The sequence below is a fragment of the Campylobacter sp. IFREMER_LSEM_CL908 genome, from assembly GCF_025771545.1.
Classification (GTDB): domain Bacteria; phylum Campylobacterota; class Campylobacteria; order Campylobacterales; family Campylobacteraceae; genus Campylobacter_D; species Campylobacter_D lari_D.
Map to the genome: position 1 here is coordinate 23,711 of NZ_JAKMQK010000014.1, position 16,477 is coordinate 40,187.

Consider the following 16,477-nt stretch of genomic DNA (forward strand, 5'->3'; position numbering starts at 1 on the left):
TTTATGCCTTATCTTGATAGTATTTATAATAAGCTGCGCAAGCTCCTTCACTAGAAACCATACAGCTACCTATGGGATTTTTTGGAGTGCAAGCTTTTGCAAACACCTTACAATCGTAAGGCTTGGCTAAACCTCTTAAAATTTGACCACAAATACAAGCCTTGCTTTCGTTTTTACTTTGTACTTTACAATCAAACACTTTGCTAGCATCTAAGTGTGCAAATTCATCTTTTAGACAAAGCCCGCCATTTACAATCACTCCAAGACCTCTAAATTCAAAATCACAAGGTTTAAAGTATTTTTCCACTAAAGCCTTAGCTTTTAAATTTCCTTCTTTGCTAACTACTCTGTGATATTCATTATAAACTTCAAAAGTATTTGCATTCATTTGCTCTACTATATTCAACACACTAAGCATTATATCAACTGGCTCAAAACCACTCACTGCTATAGGAGTTTTGTATTTTTTAGCAATAGGTTCATAAATATTTGATCCTGTGATAACGCTTACATGGGAAGGCCCTAAAAAGGCGTCAATTTTTACATTTTCATCTTGCATGATAGCTTCTACCGCGGGTGGAACCAACACATGATTGATATGAAAAAATAAATTTTTTAAATTTAAAGCTATACCTTTTTCTATAATCACCCCACTCATAGGTGTAGTTGTCTCAAAACCTATGGTAAAAAAGATTATATTTTTTTCAGGGTTTTTTAAAGCTATATCTATCACATCCAAAGGTGTATAAAGTGCTCTAATATCAGCCCCTTTAGCTCTAAGATCAATTAAGCTTTCATAACTTCCTGGTACTTTAAGCATATCGCCTAATACGCAAAAGATAGTATTTGGCATACTTGCAAGCTTTAAAGCCACATCAATACGCTCTCTTGGCATAACACACACAGGACAGCCTGGGCCATGAACAAAATTAATTTCTTTTGGCAATAAATCAGGCAAACCAAATTTCATAATACTATGCGTATGTCCACCGCAAATTTCCATGATATTAATAGGCTTAGTAATTTTAGAAGCAATAAGTTCTTTTAGGGCTAAAATTCTTTCTTTATCTCTAAAATCATTAATTAAATCCATTTTTTAGCCCCATATCGCCTTCATTTTCATCGATTTGTCCATTTTGCATTTTCTCTGCTATATCAGCATAAATTTTTAAACTCTCTTGTGCGGCTTGAGTGTCGATTTTTTCCATAGCAAAACCCACATGTATAAGCACATAATCGCCTACTTTTAAAGGCTCGCTTATTAAATCCAAACTTACTCTTCTTTTAACCCCTAAAGTTTCTACTATGGCTGAATTTAGCTCATCAATTTCTAAAATTTTAGAAGGTATAGAAAGACACATTAGTTAAGCTCCTTTTTCATTTTTAGATAATTTATCCAAAGATCAAATCCTGTTTTTGTTTTACTATCTAAAATCATAATATCTATTTTAGGATTTAATCTTTTAGCTGCCATAGAAGCTGCTTTGAAATCAAAGTCAAAATGTTGAGCCAAATCGGCTTTAGTAATGACTAATAAATCAGCCTTTCTAAACATCACTGGATATTTTTCCACCTTATCGCTACCTTCTGTTACTGAAAGTAAAACTACATTTAAATGTTCACCCAAATCATAACTTGCAGGACATACCAAATTTCCCACATTTTCAACAAAAACTATATCAAGTTCGCTAAGTTTAAAATGATGTAAAGCTTCATGCACCATAAAAGCATCTAAATGACAAGTTTGTCCTGTAGTAATTTGATGAGCTAAGCCTCCTGCTTTAATAATGCGATTTGCATCATTATTAGTTTCTAAATCTCCTTCAACCACAGCTATTTTTAAATCATCTTTTAAAGTTTTTATAGTTTCTTCTAAAAGCGTTGTTTTACCGCTTCCTGGGGAACTCATTAGATTAATACAAAGAGTATTATACTCATTAAAATGCTCTCTATTATGAGCTGCTTGATGATCATTTTTTGATAAAATTTTACTAATAACATTAATAGTTTTTTCATCTTTTAATGCTGGATTTTCATGATGGTGATCATGATGATGTTCATGTCCATTAATAGAACAGCCGCAATCTTTACACATAATCTTTCCTTTATATTTTTATTTTATTGTATATAAAAAAGTATTAAAAAAATATGAGTTTTATTAAGTTTTTAAAGATAAATAATGCACAAGTTGCCCAAGTGCAATAGAACTATCATTACAAGGAAATTGTAAAGAAGTTTTATAAGCAAAATTTTTTCGATCTAAAATTTCAAGCAAGGTTTTATTTTGAAATACCCCACCACATAAAAGCACTTCTTCTTTAAATTTTTTTGAATATTCTATAATTAAATTTGCAATGCCATTAAGCAAACCTGTGCTAATTTTAACTTTATCTTTATCTTCTAAAGCTTGCAAAAAAGCATTTTTAAAACAAATTTCTTTTTCTTTGATGTTAAATTTGTAACTATAATCAAGATTTTTATCATAATATTTTTCCATCAAAAGCCCAATTTGTGCTTCATAATCAAGCTTTTGTATATCAAAAGCAAAAGCGCCAAAAGCATCAATAATCCTACCAAGAGAACTCGTATATAAAGAGCTTTGAGTGTGAATTTTTTTAAGATTATTTAATTTTACTTGAGAAAATTTAGCTAAAAACTCGCTAGCTTTGCTTTCTAAATTAAAATCAAAAATCAAAGCCAAAGCTAAATTTGCGATATTTTTAATATCTGCATTAATTAGTTTGAAATTTTTAAAATGATTTAGTCTTTCATAACTTTTTAAACTCGCTCTAAAAATCTCCCCACCCCAAATTTTTCCATCATCTCCATAGCCTGTTCCATCAAAAACAAAGGCTAAAACATTATTTTTGTAAATTTTGTGTTCAAATAAACAAGCACACAAATGTGCATAGTGATGTTGCACGCGAAAATTTTTATAATCTCTAAATTCTTTTACATAGTTAAATTGTGGGTGCTTATCGCTTAAAATCTGATCAAAATTTAACCTATAAGAGTTTTGAAAGAAAGTTAAAATTTTAAAAAATCTCTCTTGTATGTCTAAACTTTTCATATCGCCTATATAAGGAGAAATGAAAATTTGATTTTTAAAAAAACAAGCAAATTCGTTTTTTAACTCACTTCCTAGAGCTAGAATATTTTCTTTTGTATTAAAAATACTTGCTGTATTGATATAAAGTGGGTTAAGGCCTCTTGAAGTCCTTAAAAACATAGTTTTTTCGCTAATAACTTGAGCAATGCTATCATCGCTTGAGTTGTGTATTGTTCTATCATAATCAAGATAAAAATCAAATACATCACTAAGTTGCTCTAAAAGTTTTGTTTCTTCATAAATAATGCTTTGTGAACTTAAATTAGCACTTGTTGCAATGATAGGTTTTTTAAAATGTTCAAAAAGCATTAAATGCGTTCCCATATAAGCTAACATAATACCTATTTTATTGGTATCTGGTGCTAAGCTTTTATGGATATTTTTGCTATTTAAAATAACTATGGGTTTTAAATTTGAAGTTAAAAGTTTTGCTTCAGCTTCATTAATAAAAGCTAATTCTTGAGCCATTTTAAGATCTTTTACCATGATAGCAAAAGGCTTTTTAGGGCGATTTTTGCGTATTCTAAGTTCATTTATAGCATTTTTATTTGTGCTATCACAAATTAAATGAAACCCACCCATACCTTTAAAAGCTATGATTTTACCTTCTTCTAAAAGCTTTGCAAGCAAGATAAAAGCTTTTTCATCTTTGGCTAAAATATTTTGATTTTTGTCTTTTAAAAAAATAGTAATTTTGCATTTTGGGCATGAGAGTGGTTGAGCATGAAAGCGACGATTAGTAGGATCTTCATACTCGCTTTGACAAAAAGAACACATTTTAAACTCATCCATAGTCGTATTAACTCTATCATATGGGAGTTTTTTTATAATTGAAAATCTTGGCCCACAATTTGTGCAAGTGATGAAAGGGTATTTAAAACGCGGATTTTTTGCATCATAAAATTCATTATAACAATCCTCACAAAGAGCAAAATCACTTAAAATAGGGCTAAATTTTTCACTATCTTGTGAAGTACTTATGCTAAATTCATTATAAGTTTTTTGAAGTTTTTTACAAGAAAAGCTAAAATCATCTATCCTGGCTAAAGGTGGTAAATTAGTAAAAAGTTTTTCTTTAAAAATTTTTAAATCATCATTGCCACACTCAAGGATTATAACAACACCTAAGCTATTATTATAAACTTCACCTTTTAAATTAAGCTCTTTAGCTATGTTAAAAACAAAAGGACGAAAGCCAACGCCTTGCACTAGTCCTTTAATATGAATTTCATATCCAAAGTGGGACATCACTTAACTTAAAAAATGGTATGTGTTTAAATACATTTTTACTAAGGCTTTTATGCTCAAACAAACTCCCACTAAGCACGGCACAATCAACTTGTTCTTTAGTCCTTAAATCATCAAATAAATCCCTTAAAAAATACGCCAAACTCTCAACAACACCTAAGGCTATGATTTGATTTTCTACTCCAGCAAGCTTAAAACTCATCACACTTCTTAAGGTCTTAGTGTAATCAAATTCTTTTTGCTCATTAAGCTTAAAATCTATCCTAACACCTTTTGCCATTTTACTCTCATCTGCTAAGGCCAAAAGTGCTAATGCTGCTTTTTTCTCGTCTTTACCAAGCTCTAAAATCATCCCTACCATGCCAAAAAGATTAAAAAAATTATTAGCCATATTTAGTTCTTTTCGCACTAGGGTAAATTCTTTTTCATAATTAGCTAATAATCTCTTAGCAACATCATCTTGACTTATAGTTTCATAAAACTCATCAAAGCTTTTTGGTAAGCAAAGTTTTAAAAGATTTAGCTCTTTATCAAGTAAGATAATATCATCATTTCTTTTACTAAGTTCTAAAAGCAAAGGCTTTTTGTCTTTAAAATCAGACAATATACAAGAAATTCTTGCAAAATTTTTATCTTCTTTTTGAAAAATCAAATTTTTAAACTCAGGTAAAATATAATCATAACCCCTGCAAACTACTAGCTCATTTTCGATTAAAGCTACTTCAAAATCATCTTCAAAATGTTCTAGCTTTTTAAAATTTAAAAACTTAATTCCTTCTTTTTCAAGCTCAAAACACAAGGCAAACAAGAAAAGATTATCATATATTTTTATTTTAAAATATTCATGATTTAATTGATGATTTTGTCTAAAAATAGCATTAAATTTAAGCTTCATTAGAGGCTTTTCAACCCCTGCTAAGATTTTAAATTGCTCGTTATTACAAGAAAAAAATGCATTGATATGTTTTGGGTCACAAGGTATTAAAAAATCATCCAATGCTTCATTAAAAATTTCAAAAGCATATATTCCTTTTGGACTTTTAAAATGCATTTTTTCTTTGTTTTTTAATTTTTCCAAGGCTTTTTTTAAATTATCGTAGAAATTTTCTTTAGTGATTTTTATAAATTCTTCTTCTATTTTAAATTCTTCTTCTACAAAAATACCCCATTCATTTTCTAAAAGCTCGCCATTAGTATAAGCATTTGCATTAAGTCTTGTTAAAAAACTTCTTTTGGTAAAGGTTTTTTCTTTTTTTATAGGTGTAAAATCTTCTTCTATAACTTTTAAGTCAAATTTGTTTAAAAAAACACTATGGCTGATATTTTCTAAATTAGAACAAAAGGCTTGAATTTCATCTTTTTCGCCTTTAATCTTAATGATGATTTTTTCATCTTTTTGCTCATAATCATACACATAATCTTTAGCATAATAAGCTAACAAATACTCAAAAATATCATTTTTAGATTTATAATCAAAAGTAATTTCTAAAAGCAAGTTTAAAACCTTAAAATTAAATTTTTAAAAATATAAATATAACAATTTTAATTCTAAGGAAAGCTTAAAAATATACTTAAAAAATAAGACTTTTTAGAAAAATTTCCCTTGCTTTATAATCAGGCATAAATTTATATAAAAAATCATAAAATTCTTTTTGATGATGTGGGTAGATTAAATGTGTAAGTTCATGTAAAATCACATATTCTATAGCTTTTATAGGTTTTTGCATAAGTTTTAAATTTAAGTTTATGTATGCTTTTTGATGATTACAAGAACCCCATCTTGAAATCATTTCTTTAATGCAAATTCTTTGCACTTTTCTCTTGTGGACAAATTGCCATTTTTTTATAAAATACTCAAAAATCACTCTAGCACTACGCCTTAAGAAAAGATCTAAGGACTTTTGATTTTTTGCAAAAATTTTATCTTTTTTTATAAGAACTTTTTTATGATTTTCGTTAAAAACTAGCTTGTATTTTTTACCTAAAAAATACAATTCATCACTTGCTAAAACTACTCTTTTTAAAGAAAGTTCTTTTTCTTTGGCTCTAATCCAGCTTTCATTTTTTTCTAAAAATCTTAAAACATCTCTTTGTTCATAATATAGCGGTATGCTAAGCTTGAAAGTTAAATCCCTATCTACCCTAAGTCTTAAGTATTTAAGTTTTTTCTTTTCAAAAGCAAAACGAAATTCTTTAAATTCTAAAATTCCTTTTATACTAGTGCTTTGCCTTGCCATTTTTTACTTTTCCATCTATATGAATTTACTATACCGCGCAAAAACTCATCTGCACAAAAACCTATCCAAACTCCTAAAATTCCAAGTCCAGCATAAAAACAAAGCACATAGCCAACCGGTAAAGAAACTCCAAGCATAAATATCACTCCACTTAAAAACGGAAACCTCGCATCACCACTTGCTCTTAGTGAATTTACCATGACTATATTAAAAGTTCTTGAGATTTCTAAGAAGATTGAAAGAGTAAAAAGTGGTATCATAAGCTCTTTTAAACTCTCTTCAAGCTTTACTACACCCATGGTAAAATCTTGCAAAACATAATTAAGTAAAGCCACAAAAGCACTTGCAACCACGCTAAAATACAAAGCTATCCAAGTATGTTTGTAGGCCACATTTAAGTATTTTGCACCGACTAATTTACCTATGATAATTTCATTTGCTACGCTTATAGCTTGCCCTACTAGCATGATGAGCAAAGAAATTTGAAAATAAATCGTTTGAACGCTTAAATTTTCTTTACCCAAACTTGCTACAAAAGCAAAAGCTATGGTATATTGTATAAACCATATCAAATGCTCTCCTGCTGCAAAACCACCGATGTTAAAAATCTTTTTAAGCACAGCTTTTTCAAGGCTTATCATCTCTTTGATTTTAAGATGAATTTTGAGTTTAAAACTAAGTATTGCTACAAGCATGCTAAAGGCTACCAAACGCCCAAGTATATTACTAAGCCCTACTCCAAAAAGCTCTAGTTTGGTAAAATGTAATACATAAAAATTTCCTATAAATATCACAACATTCATCAATAAGGTAGTAAACATAACCCAATAAGCCATATTATATACCCTAATAATAGCAGCCAAAACTATACCCATAGCGTCAAAAAACAAGCAAATTCCAAGCATGTGTAAGTAAATAGCACTATCTTTTAAAAGCTCATTTGGAATTTGTAAAAGATAAAGCAAAAACTCTCCATGCCATAAAATCAAACTTCCGCACACAAAACCAAGCAAAGCATTTAAAAATAAACTTTGATGAATTGCCTTTCTTGCTAGAGTGTAATCTTTAGCTCCTAAAGCTTGAGCAATCACTACGCTACAACCCACACTTAAAAAACTAAAAATAATGATAAATAAATCTGCTACTTGATTACCCGCACCCATAGCTCCAACTAAAAAGTTAGAATATTGCGAAACCATAACGGTGTTGATAATCAAAGAAAAATATCTTAAAAACATTTCTAGCAATATAGGCATACTAAGATGTTTAAGTGAAAGTTGTTTGCTTGCCATAAATACTCTTTTTGATAATAATCTTTTGAAAGTAAAAAGTAATTTTACTTAAAAATTACTTTTTACAAGCTTTATAATATTTCTAAAACAAATTTATCATTTTCATCTTTAAAGGTAAAAACTTTATTTTTACAAGGATAAGATATACTATCTTTTTTCATACTAAATGTTTTATCTTTTAATTTTTCAAGCATAATAGGTAATTCTTTATTAAATAATGCCTTATCAGGAATTCCACACCCATGAGTTAAATTTTTAATAAATTTGCCATCTATATCTTTTTCATCTATTAGATGAAAATCTACTTCATAGTTTAAGGCTTTTAAAATTTCTATCATAGAAATTTTATGATCAGCTGGAGTTAAGTCATCTTTAGCGCTATGATAACTTGTATAAATAATATTTTTATTCTTTTGAGCTTGCAAAATCAAATGATCTTTATTAAGTAAAGCTCTTATTAAATAATTTTCATCAGCAAAATAATAAGGTGAGTTTGGGTTTTTGCGTGTCCAATGAGTTTTTATAGTGCTATAAATTATTATATTTTCATTACCAACTTTACAATCATAACTTTTTACTTCTTTTCCGATTACATAATTTAACGGAGGCAATGCAGCACCTGAATTATCTATTACTCCATCTACATACCAAGGAGCTATTTTAGCACACATTAATGCCACTAAGCCACCGTATGACCCCCCCCGTAAATTTTAGGTAAAGATTTAAATTGAGGATAATTTTTCATTATATCTTTTAAGGCATTGATATGATCAATAGCAGGCATAATTCCATAATTATTATATTCATTATTAGGCGGGATAAAAGAGCGTGAAAGACTAACTTTATAATCTATATCTAATAACTTTTTTTCTTTTAAGCTACTAATAGTTTGATGCAAAAACTCATAATGAATTGATGCTGTTGAACAATCTAATTTACTTGTTTGAATTTTGAAATTTTCTAAAACTTCTTTCAAAAAAGGTAAATCATCTTCCATAAAAGTAGTAGTTGCACTATATTTGTCCACATCAGAAACTCTTTGGCAAAAACAATGATAAAATACATTTACAGCTACTACATCAAATTTTTTAGCTATAAAATTTCTATAACTTTCTAGAAAATGTATATTTGCATTAGCTCCATACCCACCTATGATAAAAACAATAGCTTTCATTTGCTTGCTATCATCATAAGTGATTCTATATTCTAATTTACTTTCTCTTTTTATATTTAATTCTACATCATCACAAGAGTCTATAAAATAAGTTTGATTTATGAGCATGTTAAGCCTTTTAGAAATTTTGATTAATTATATCATCAAAATTTCTAAATAAATAAAAATTATCCAAAAGCTCCATTTAAATAAGCTTTTGTTTTTTCTTCTTTTGGATTTTCAAAAAATTCCTTACTCTCTCCAAATTCTACAAGTTCACCTAGATGAAAAAACGCAGTATAATCAGCCACGCGCTTACCTTGTTGCATGTTATGTGTTACCATAATCATGGAAAGATTATGGCTTAATTCTTTAATAAGCTCTTCTATAACACTTGAAGATATAGGATCAAGTGCAGAAGTTGGTTCATCTAAAAGTAATAATTTTGGCTTTATAGCCAAAGCTCTTGCAATACAAAGGCGTTGTTGCTGACCACCTGAAAGTGCTAGAGCATTTTGTTTTAGTTTATCCTTTACCTCCTCAAAAAGCCCTACTTTTTTAAGACAATCTTCCACCAAAGCATCTTCTTCATCTTTGTTTTTGATCATCCCATGGAGTTTTGGTGCATAAGAAATATTATCATAAATGCTTTTTACAAAAACATTAGGTTGTTGAAATACCATTCCGACTTTTTTTCTAAGCACGACTAAATCTTGATTTTTAACATCTTTTCCATCAATCTCAACAAGACCATCGATTTTTGCTATTTTGTCATTCATCCTATTAAAACAACGCAAAAATGTGGATTTTCCACAGCCTGAAGCACCTATTAAAGCTGTGATTTTATTTTTTTGAATTTCCATATTAATATCAAATAAAGCTTGTTTTTTACCATAAAATAAATTTAGATTTGTTGTTTTTGCTATCATTTTAATTTTCCTTGAAAATATCTTCTTAAAAGTATTGCTGCTAAATTTAAAATCACCAAAAGAGATAAAAGCACTATAATCCCTGCTGCTGTTCTTTCTAAAAATGCACGCTCTGGCATAGCTGACCATGAAAAAATTTGAGCAGGTAAAACACTTGTTGGTGCAAAAACACTATTTGCCACATCAGGTATAAAAGCTATCATACCTATAATCATCAAAGGTGCGGTTTCACCAATAGCTTGAGCTAAAGTTAAAATAGAACCTGTTAAAATCATAGGCATTGCCAAAGGTAGCATAATACCTTTTATCATTTGAATTTTAGTCATGCCTAAAGCATATGCTGCATTTTTCATATTAATATCCACACTTTTTAAGGCAGCTTTAGTTGAAACAATAATAATAGGTAAGCTCATAATAGCCAAAGTTAATCCTCCAACTAAAGCACTAGAACGAGGCATCCCAAAAAGATTAATAAACACCCCAAGTCCTAAAAGTCCAAATAAAATACTAGGAATACTTGCAAGGTTATTAATACACACTTCTATAAAATGCGTAAATACATTTTGCGGAGCAAATTCTTCTAAATAAATAGCTGCTCCAACTCCTATTGGGATACTTACAACCATACATACTATCATCACAAGTAAAGTTCCAACCACAGAAGCAAAGATTCCTGAATTTTCAGGTGATTTAGAATCTCCATTAAGGAAAAAATTTGTGTTAAAACTTAGTTTGATTTCTTGCTTTTGAACTAATTCATCAACTAAAGTTTTTTGTTCATCGCTTAGTTTATTGTAGTTTTTTTTCATATATTGATCAACTTCAGAATTTGCTAAAAGCCAAGATTTTTCTTTGATTTGACCTGTTCTTATTTTCCTTTGTTCAGCACGCGATAAAAGCTCATATGAAGGGCTATTTCTATCAGCCTGGGCATAAATGTAAGTTTGCTTAAAAGCTCCTATCCCAAGATACCCTACGCTTGATAAAAAAATACAAAGAAAAATAAGGTTTATATAAAGCCCCATTTTACAGAATCTTTTGAAATTTTTTGAAGCTTTTTTTCTTTGTTTAAAAAGTTTTTTCATAAATTTTTCCTTTTATGGAAGCGATTTATCAAATAAACGCTAAAAATATTAATGATTAATGTAATAATAAAAAGCACAAGCCCTAAAGAAAATGCACTTAAAGCTAAAGAACTATCAAAAGCTTGATCACCGCTTAATGCTTCTACTATTTTTACAGTCACTGTTGTCATATCTTCTAAAAAATTCATTGTTAAATTTGGACGCAATGAAGCAGCCATAACAACAATCATTGTTTCACCTAAAGCTCTTGAAAGTCCTAAAAGACAAGCTGCAACTATACCTGGCATTGCTTCTGGTAAAATTACTGCAAAAACAACTTCTTTTTTAGTCATACCTAAAGCATAAGCTCCGTTTATCCTTTTTAAACTTACAGCTTCAATGCAATCTTGTGAGAGTGAAGCCACTATAGGAACTATCATAATACCCATGATAAAACCTGCACCTAGGGCACTTTGAAAACTAGCTTCTATACCAAAAAGAGAAAAAAACCACACTATAAAAGGAGCTACAACTATGGCTGCGAAAAATCCAAAAACTACAGTAGGAATTCCTGCTATGATTTCTAAAATAGGTTTTAAATAGTTTTTAGATTTTTTACCTGCAAATACTCCAAGATAAATAGCACACATTACACCTAAAGGTAAGGCTGTTAGCATTGCTATTAATGAAATATAAAAAGTTCCCCAAAATAAACTCAAGGCACCAAAAACCCCATGCTTGCTACTTCCATCAGCACCTACAAATGCAGCATCTGCTGCCCACTGACTTGAGAATAAAAAAGTAAATACGCTTTCTTTTTGAAAAAATTTTAATGCCTCTATTAAAATAGTTAGCATAATAGCAAAGCTTACTACTACGCTAACAAAAGCACAAAGAAAAAGCGTTAATTTTATTATTTTTTCTTTTATCAATTTTTCATCCTAAAAATTAAAAAACTTTCCCTGCTTTAACAAGCTCATCAGTTAATAAACCTTTTTCTTCTATATGTTTTTGGGTTTGTTTTAAAGTTTTTTCATCCAAAGGAACCAATCCTATTTTTTCTAATTCTGCTCCGCTTTTAGCTAAATCATCACTCATATAAATTTTTGCAAATTCAAATACTTCTGGATTTTTCTTAGCATTCATATATATAAACAAAGAACGAGCTAGTTTATATTTTCCTTCGGAAATATTTTTCTCATCAGCTTTTACACCATCAATATCAACTGCATTAATCTTATCATCATTGCTAGCTAAAAATCCGTATCCAAAAAGCCCAAAAGCTTCTTTATCAACAGAAAGTTTTGAAACAATTAAATTATCGTTTTCTCCACTTGGTATAAATGCTCCATCTTGGCGTATAGTTTTATATGCACCTTTATATTCAGGAATTTTTTTAGAAATATCTACCATTACAAGTTCTTCTATACTATCTCTTGTTCCTGAACTTGATGGAGGGCCATAGATTGTAATTTTTCTATTTGGTAGATTTTTATTGATTTGTTGCCAATTTGTATAAGGATTTGGGACTAATTTTCCATCTTGTGGAATTTCTTTGGCCAAAGCTAAAAATAACTCATGTAAGCTTATATTTAATGGAGCATTGATTTTATTTTGAGCTAAAACTATGCCATCATAACCTATCATAATCCCGACTATATCACTCACACCTGATTTTTTACAAGTTTCAAATTCACTTGGCTTGATTGCTCTTGAAGCATTAGAAATATCAGTAATTCCCTCGCAAAACACTTTAAAACCACCGCCTGTGCCAAGACTTTCAACTATAGGTGTTTTTGTATTTTTTATAGAAGCATACTCTTCAGCAACAAAAGAAGTAAAAGGATAGACAGTAGATGAACCTGCTATTTTTAATTCTGCTGCGTTTAAATTAACAAAGGTAGCCACACTTAAAGTCAAAAGTTTTTTCATTTTTTCTCCTTGTTTTAAAAAAAGTAATGAAAATTTAAAAAAACTTGGAAACATTTTGGATACATGTATTTTTTGATATAATTTTATATGCTAAATGTTATTTTGATAGAAGATGATAAAGATTTAAATGAGTTAATTAGTTTAAGACTTAGTCAAGAAAATATAAAAATTTATAATTATTTTGATTTTTTTGACTTAGAAACCTTTCTAGATACAAATGAAATAGACTTAATCATCATGGATAGAAATTTACCAAGTGGCGATAGTGTAGAGATGATAAAACAATTAAGAAAAAAAGGTTATATGGAGCCTGTGATTTTTCTTAGTGCAAAGACTTTACAAAAAGATATTTTAGAAGGTTTTGAGCAAGGCTGTGATGATTATATATGCAAACCTTTTGATTTTAATGAACTTTTATTTAGAATCAAAGCCGTAACTAAAAGAAATAAAACTCCAAAAGAACAAATTTCTTATCAAGATTTTACTTTATATATAGAAGAAAGGAAATTAATTTATCAAACAAATACATTTGAAAATTTATCAACCCTAGATGTAGAATTACTCAAGTGTTTTTTTAATCACAAAAATCAACTTCTAAGCCGTCAATTTTTAAGTGAGCAGGTATGGAAAAATGACACAACAAGCGATAAGACAATCAATACGGCTATTTTAAGATTAAAACAAAAAATTCCACAAATTAAAGAAAATATCATTTCAGTGCGCTCGGTGGGTTATAAATTGTGTTAAAAATCAGAAATTTTTTTGCTTTATTTTTTATATGTTTTTGTATATTTTTTATAGGATTGTTTTATTTTGTTAATGAGCAATATATAAACAACACTATAAAAAGCACTTATGAGCAAAAATTAAAAACCTTGAATGATACATTAAAATTTAGCATTATAAAAACACTCAATACAAACAACATTCAAGAATTTTCTCAACAAACAAGAGCAGATTTTATCATCAAAAAAGATGGAAAAACCATCTCATCTTTAGATGATTTTGATTTTTTTAAAAATCAATTTAACGCAGATTTTACACATGAATTTTTTAATAATAAAGAAATTTATTATAAAGCTTATCAATATGAAGGATATAAATACATCATCATTGTTTATCCAAAAATAAACGCAAAAATACAAGATTTTTGGATAAAAAATATTTTGATTTTTTTACTTTTTTTAGCAGTATTAACTGCAATATATATTTTTATATTTAACTTTTTTAAAAAATACTTTCAAGAATTACTTTTGTTTATTAAAAATATAAAGAGTCAATCAGAATTTCATTTTACAAAGAACTTTTTTTATGATTTAAATTCTTTAAATTTAAGATTATTAAAAATAAAAAAGTTATTTTATGAGAAAGAATTACAAAATAAAAAACAAGCCAAAAAAATTAAAATGAAAAACACTCAACTTTCAAATTTAATCAGTGCTATTTCACATGAGTTAAAAAATCCTTTAAGTGTTATAAATTTAAGTTTGCAATCTTTAGAAAAAGAACATAATGATGAAACTATGAAAAAATTTATGCTTGAAAAAATTCACAAGCAAAGCGTAAAAATCAACCAACTAACACACAAACTAAATTTTGTTTTTAATTTAAATATCACATCTTTAAATAAAGAAAATTTTGATTTATATGCTTTAAGTAAAAATATTGTTGAAAATTTTAATGAAAGCAGGATTAAAATTCAAGGAGAGCAAACTTTCATAAAAGCAGATTCTTTTCTCATTGAGCAAGTTATTATTAATCTCATTAGCAATGCACTAAAATATAGTCAAAAAGATATTTTTATTGAAGTTAAAAACCAAGAATTTACTATACAAGATCAAGGCATAGGCATAGAGGAAAAATACTTAAAATTAATCACAAAAAAATTTTATAAAATCAATACTAGCCAAAACAATTCTTTTGGACTAGGATTGTTTTTAGTTAAAAAAATACTCACTTTACACAAAAGTTCTTTAAAAATTCAATCTAACCCACAAAAAGGTAGTGTTTTTTCTTTTAGTATAAAAAATACAAAATAATTTTTTTATTATTAATATCTTTTTAATAAAACTATATTAATATAATAAAGCAATAACACTTAAAGGAGAGAAAATGCTTTCAAAAGAAGTAGTAGCTTTATTAAATGAGCAAATTAATAAAGAAATGTATGCAGCAAATTTGTATTTGAGTATGAGTTCATGGTGCTATGAGCATAGTTTTGATGGTGCAGGGGCGTTTTTGTTCGAGCATGCAAGAGAAGAAAGTGATCATGCTAGAAAACTCATCACTTATTTGAATGAAACTGATTCTAAAGTAGAATTAAAAGAAGTTAAAAAACCTGATAGTGATTTTAAATCATTACTTGATGTATTTGAAAAAACTTTTGAGCATGAGCAAAGTATCACTGCTTCTATTAATAATCTTGTAGATTTTATGCTTTCAAGTAAAGATTATTCTACATTTAATTTTCTACAATGGTATGTAAGCGAACAACACGAAGAGGAAGCGCTTTTTAGAGGTATAGTAGATAAAATCAAACTCATAAGCGATAATGGCAATGGCTTATATATGGTAGATCAATACATCAAAAGTCTGACTAATAAATAATTTTTAGCTTCCATAAATTTGGAAGCTAAATATCTTTTAATTTAAAAGAATTCTTGCAAAATAAAAGTAAATTTGCTAAAATACTTTTTATTTAAAAGGATTTTTATGCAAATGAATGAAATTACTGATAAACTTAAATTTATACTCCAAAAAGAAGGCATAAAAAATGCCAAAGATTCTGATGTAGCCAAAATGCTAAATATCAATCCTGATACCTTTTATAGTATGAAATTTAGAAATTCCATACCTTATAAACAAATACTTCATTTTTTAAATGAGAGAAATATTAATATCAATGCGTTTTTTTATGAAGATTCCCTTGAGAGTAATACTCTAACGCATGATCTAAACTATAATGTCTTAAAATATTATGATGTTAATGCTTCTATGGGAGGTGGAGCTTTAAATGATAATGTAAGTTTTTCAGAAGTGATTATAGATGAAAAACTAAGTGATTTTTTTGGCTCTAAAGATTGTGATATCATCCCATGTATAGGCGATAGCATGGAGCCTGAAATCAAAGATGATTCTTTGTGTTTAGTAGATAAAAGCAAAAGCTTTAAAGAAGGTGGAGTTTTTGCAGTAAATACCAGAGATGGTTTATTTATCAAACAAATTTTTAAAAGCAATAAAGGCGGAGTTTATTTACACTCTTTTAACCTAAGTTATGCGGATGTTCATTATCAAAATGGAGACTTTTTAATTGTAGGTAAGGTAGTAGGGACTATTAGTAGAATTTAATATTTAGCAAGTAACTTCTTTTTCTATATGATAATTTTTATTATTTAAATTAATAAAAAGTTAATAAATTATATTTTTAAGTTAATTTTTATTAAAAAATAGTCAAAATTATGTTTTAAAAGTTAATAGATAATAAATAAGAGTGTTTTTATCTTTTAACAAAAC

At 28.3% G+C, this 16,477-nt stretch carries 15 protein-coding genes and 1 pseudogene; 4 read left to right on the top strand and 12 right to left on the bottom strand.

Annotated features, from left to right (window positions below):
• Nucleotide 1: 1 nt before the first annotated feature.
• The 12 genes and pseudogenes from hypD to L8U04_RS06790 form a co-directional block, all read right to left on the bottom strand.
• Complete coding sequence (hypD, locus tag L8U04_RS06735; protein WP_220567192.1) at nucleotides 2–1,093, bottom strand: hydrogenase formation protein HypD; 1,092 nt, start codon at nucleotides 1,091–1,093, stop codon at nucleotides 2–4.
• Nucleotides 1,080–1,361 carry a HypC/HybG/HupF family hydrogenase formation chaperone gene (locus L8U04_RS06740; RefSeq protein WP_012661500.1) on the bottom strand — a complete coding sequence of 94 codons (282 nt, stop codon included), beginning with the start codon at nucleotides 1,359–1,361 and terminating at the stop codon, nucleotides 1,080–1,082. Before L8U04_RS06740 ends, hypD begins: the two co-directional genes overlap by 14 nt.
• Complete coding sequence (gene hypB / locus L8U04_RS06745) at nucleotides 1,361–2,095, bottom strand: hydrogenase nickel incorporation protein HypB (protein WP_039628341.1); 735 nt, start codon at nucleotides 2,093–2,095, stop codon at nucleotides 1,361–1,363. Before hypB ends, L8U04_RS06740 begins: the two co-directional genes overlap by 1 nt.
• A gap of 63 nt (nucleotides 2,096–2,158) precedes the next feature.
• Nucleotides 2,159–4,357, bottom strand: coding sequence for a carbamoyltransferase HypF (hypF, locus tag L8U04_RS06750; RefSeq protein ID WP_263709688.1), 2,199 nt, complete (start codon nucleotides 4,355–4,357; stop codon nucleotides 2,159–2,161).
• Complete coding sequence (locus L8U04_RS06755; protein WP_263709689.1) at nucleotides 4,338–5,852, bottom strand: hypothetical protein; 1,515 nt, start codon at nucleotides 5,850–5,852, stop codon at nucleotides 4,338–4,340. The genes hypF and L8U04_RS06755 overlap by 20 nt, the downstream gene beginning before the upstream one ends.
• A 76-nt stretch (nucleotides 5,853–5,928) precedes the next feature.
• Complete coding sequence (locus tag L8U04_RS06760) at nucleotides 5,929–6,594, bottom strand: M48 family metallopeptidase (protein WP_263709691.1); 666 nt, start codon at nucleotides 6,592–6,594, stop codon at nucleotides 5,929–5,931.
• Entirely contained in the window at nucleotides 6,570–7,886 is a 1,317-nt protein-coding gene (locus L8U04_RS06765) for an MATE family efflux transporter (RefSeq protein WP_263709693.1), read from the bottom strand. The genes L8U04_RS06760 and L8U04_RS06765 overlap by 25 nt, the downstream gene beginning before the upstream one ends.
• A gap of 71 nt (nucleotides 7,887–7,957) precedes the next feature.
• Nucleotides 7,958–9,168: pseudogene (locus L8U04_RS06770) on the bottom strand (DUF2920 family protein).
• 59 nt (nucleotides 9,169–9,227) lie between these two features.
• Nucleotides 9,228–9,968 carry a phosphate ABC transporter ATP-binding protein PstB gene (gene pstB / locus L8U04_RS06775; RefSeq protein ID WP_087700725.1) on the bottom strand — a complete coding sequence of 247 codons (741 nt, stop codon included), beginning with the start codon at nucleotides 9,966–9,968 and terminating at the stop codon, nucleotides 9,228–9,230.
• A complete protein-coding gene (pstA, locus tag L8U04_RS06780; RefSeq protein WP_133318866.1) occupies nucleotides 9,965–11,053 on the bottom strand; it encodes a phosphate ABC transporter permease PstA in 1,089 nt (362 codons plus the stop codon). Before pstA ends, pstB begins: the two co-directional genes overlap by 4 nt.
• Entirely contained in the window at nucleotides 11,050–11,964 is a 915-nt protein-coding gene (gene pstC / locus L8U04_RS06785) for a phosphate ABC transporter permease subunit PstC (RefSeq protein ID WP_047208303.1), read from the bottom strand. The genes pstA and pstC overlap by 4 nt, the downstream gene beginning before the upstream one ends.
• A gap of 16 nt (nucleotides 11,965–11,980) precedes the next feature.
• The gene (locus tag L8U04_RS06790; RefSeq protein WP_263709694.1) at nucleotides 11,981–12,964 is read right to left on the bottom strand and encodes a substrate-binding domain-containing protein; all 984 of its coding nucleotides are present in this window, start codon (nucleotides 12,962–12,964) and stop codon (nucleotides 11,981–11,983) included.
• Nucleotides 12,965–13,051: 87 nt separating this feature from the next.
• Here L8U04_RS06790 and L8U04_RS06795 point away from each other — a divergent pair, with 87 nt between their 5' ends.
• From L8U04_RS06795 to L8U04_RS06810, 4 genes are all read left to right on the top strand, one after another.
• Nucleotides 13,052–13,711: a response regulator transcription factor gene (locus L8U04_RS06795; RefSeq protein WP_043019788.1), complete on the top strand. Its 660-nt coding sequence runs from the start codon at nucleotides 13,052–13,054 to the stop codon at nucleotides 13,709–13,711.
• 128 nt (nucleotides 13,712–13,839) lie between these two features.
• Entirely contained in the window at nucleotides 13,840–15,003 is a 1,164-nt protein-coding gene (locus tag L8U04_RS06800; RefSeq protein ID WP_263709695.1) for a sensor histidine kinase, read from the top strand.
• A gap of 73 nt (nucleotides 15,004–15,076) precedes the next feature.
• Nucleotides 15,077–15,571, top strand: coding sequence for a non-heme ferritin (gene ftnA / locus L8U04_RS06805; RefSeq protein ID WP_220566403.1), 495 nt, complete (start codon nucleotides 15,077–15,079; stop codon nucleotides 15,569–15,571).
• A gap of 105 nt (nucleotides 15,572–15,676) precedes the next feature.
• Nucleotides 15,677–16,312: a helix-turn-helix transcriptional regulator gene (locus L8U04_RS06810; protein WP_220566402.1), complete on the top strand. Its 636-nt coding sequence runs from the start codon at nucleotides 15,677–15,679 to the stop codon at nucleotides 16,310–16,312.
• The last annotated feature ends 165 nt before the right edge of the window (nucleotides 16,313–16,477 follow it).

Bases quoted from the DNA above. Each gene is read 5' to 3' on its own strand.
- L8U04_RS06790 (WP_263709694.1), bottom strand. From the start codon at position 12,964: ATGAAAAAACTTTTGACTTTAAGTGTGGCTACCTTTGTTAATTTAAAC.
- hypD (WP_220567192.1), bottom strand. From the start codon at position 1,093: ATGGATTTAATTAATGATTTTAGAGATAAAGAAAGAATTTTAGCCCTA.
- L8U04_RS06810 (WP_220566402.1), top strand. From the start codon at position 15,677: ATGCAAATGAATGAAATTACTGATAAACTTAAATTTATACTCCAAAAA.
- ftnA (WP_220566403.1), top strand. From the start codon at position 15,077: ATGCTTTCAAAAGAAGTAGTAGCTTTATTAAATGAGCAAATTAATAAA.
- pstB (WP_087700725.1), bottom strand. From the start codon at position 9,968: ATGATAGCAAAAACAACAAATCTAAATTTATTTTATGGTAAAAAACAA.
- hypF (WP_263709688.1), bottom strand. From the start codon at position 4,357: ATGTCCCACTTTGGATATGAAATTCATATTAAAGGACTAGTGCAAGGC.
- hypB (WP_039628341.1), bottom strand. From the start codon at position 2,095: ATGTGTAAAGATTGCGGCTGTTCTATTAATGGACATGAACATCATCAT.
- L8U04_RS06795 (WP_043019788.1), top strand. From the start codon at position 13,052: ATGCTAAATGTTATTTTGATAGAAGATGATAAAGATTTAAATGAGTTA.
- L8U04_RS06765 (WP_263709693.1), bottom strand. From the start codon at position 7,886: ATGGCAAGCAAACAACTTTCACTTAAACATCTTAGTATGCCTATATTG.
- pstA (WP_133318866.1), bottom strand. From the start codon at position 11,053: ATGAAAAAACTTTTTAAACAAAGAAAAAAAGCTTCAAAAAATTTCAAA.
- L8U04_RS06740 (WP_012661500.1), bottom strand. From the start codon at position 1,361: ATGTGTCTTTCTATACCTTCTAAAATTTTAGAAATTGATGAGCTAAAT.
- L8U04_RS06760 (WP_263709691.1), bottom strand. From the start codon at position 6,594: ATGGCAAGGCAAAGCACTAGTATAAAAGGAATTTTAGAATTTAAAGAA.